1 protein-coding gene is annotated in these 1,124 nt (G+C 78.7%); it reads left to right on the top strand.

The window, feature by feature from the left end; all coding sequences use genetic code 11:
• Window positions 1-560 precede the first annotated feature (560 nt).
• Window positions 561-992 carry a tetratricopeptide repeat protein gene (locus FNQ90_RS24180; protein WP_143623492.1) on the top strand — a complete coding sequence of 144 codons (432 nt, stop codon included), beginning with the start codon at window positions 561-563 and terminating at the stop codon, window positions 990-992.
• Window positions 993-1,124: the final 132 nt, after the last annotated feature.

Genomic DNA, 1,124 nt, shown 5'->3' on the forward strand with positions numbered 1-1,124 from the left:
CGGACCCGGCTGCCCCGCCGTCCCCGTCCGGCCGATCGGGTGGGTCCGATCGGCCGGACGGGGACGGCGGCGCGCGGCCGGGGACGCCGCCCCGCCGATCGCCCGGTGCGCGGCCGTGAGTCCGGGCGCCCTCGGTTCGCTCTCCGTACCGCCACCGCCACCGCCCCGTGCCCGGGTGGCGACCTCTTCGGCCGTACCGCCCACGCGAACGCGCCCTTCGCCGCCCCTCGACGCCTTCGTCGAGGGGCGGTGGCACCTTCATCGACACCGCCGACTCCCACACCGCCCGGATGGACGGCAACCCCGGCGGCGAGTTCGGGACGATCACCGGTCGCCGACTCTCCCTGCTCTGCCCGGCTCGCCGCTCGCCTCGCCGGCCCCGCGGCTCACCGGCGCGGAGCGCGAGGGGCGTGACCCTCCGCCGGAACGGGTGACACGCGCCCTCGGCGGGCCGCCGCACGCCGTCGGGGGCGCGCGGTCCGGGCGTTCGTCGTCCCCTGTTCACCTTCCGGGCCCCTCCGCGTTACGGACGGGCGGCCCGGTGGCGGGACGCTGGAGCCATGACGAAGCGCTGGGCAGGGCTGATGGGGCTGCGGGCCGGAAGCGTGGCCCGTGCCGAGGATCTGCTGACCGCGTGCGTGCGCGAGTGCGCCCGCCACGTCGCGGCGAGCGAGGACCGACCGGGACCGGAGCAGCGTCGGCTGGTCGCGGCGGTCGGCGAGCTCGTCGTGCGCCACACCGACCTGCGTCCCTCGGAGGACGACTGCTTCGAGTCGCTCCTGGAAGTGGGCCGGCGCGCGCTGGACGCCGGGGAGGTGCGGCTGGCCCGCCGGCTGGCCGACTCCGCCGTCGCGCTGCGCAGCCGCAGCGCGGAGGCGTGGCACCTGCGCGGGCGCGCCCTGGAACGGTTGGGTCGCGCCGGCGAGGCGGAGCAGGCGTTCACCCGCAGCCGCGGGATCGAGAGCCGCACGGCCCGTCCGGCCGCGGTCTGATCCCCGCCGGGACACCCGCACTCCCCACCGGGCACCCACCGAACGCCGACCCCGGAGGGGAGCCCGAGCCGGGCGGTCGTCGAGCGGCGGGACCGGGCGCACGGACGCACGGCGGGAGCACCCGCCCGGACC

It is taken from the genome of Streptomyces alkaliphilus (assembly GCF_014141535.1).
GTDB lineage: Bacteria > Actinomycetota > Actinomycetes > Streptomycetales > Streptomycetaceae > Streptomyces > Streptomyces alkaliphilus.

Coding starts and splice junctions, on each gene's coding strand:
- FNQ90_RS24180 (WP_143623492.1), top strand. CDS start 561: ATGACGAAGCGCTGGGCAGGGCTGATGGGGCTGCGGGCCGGAAGCGTG.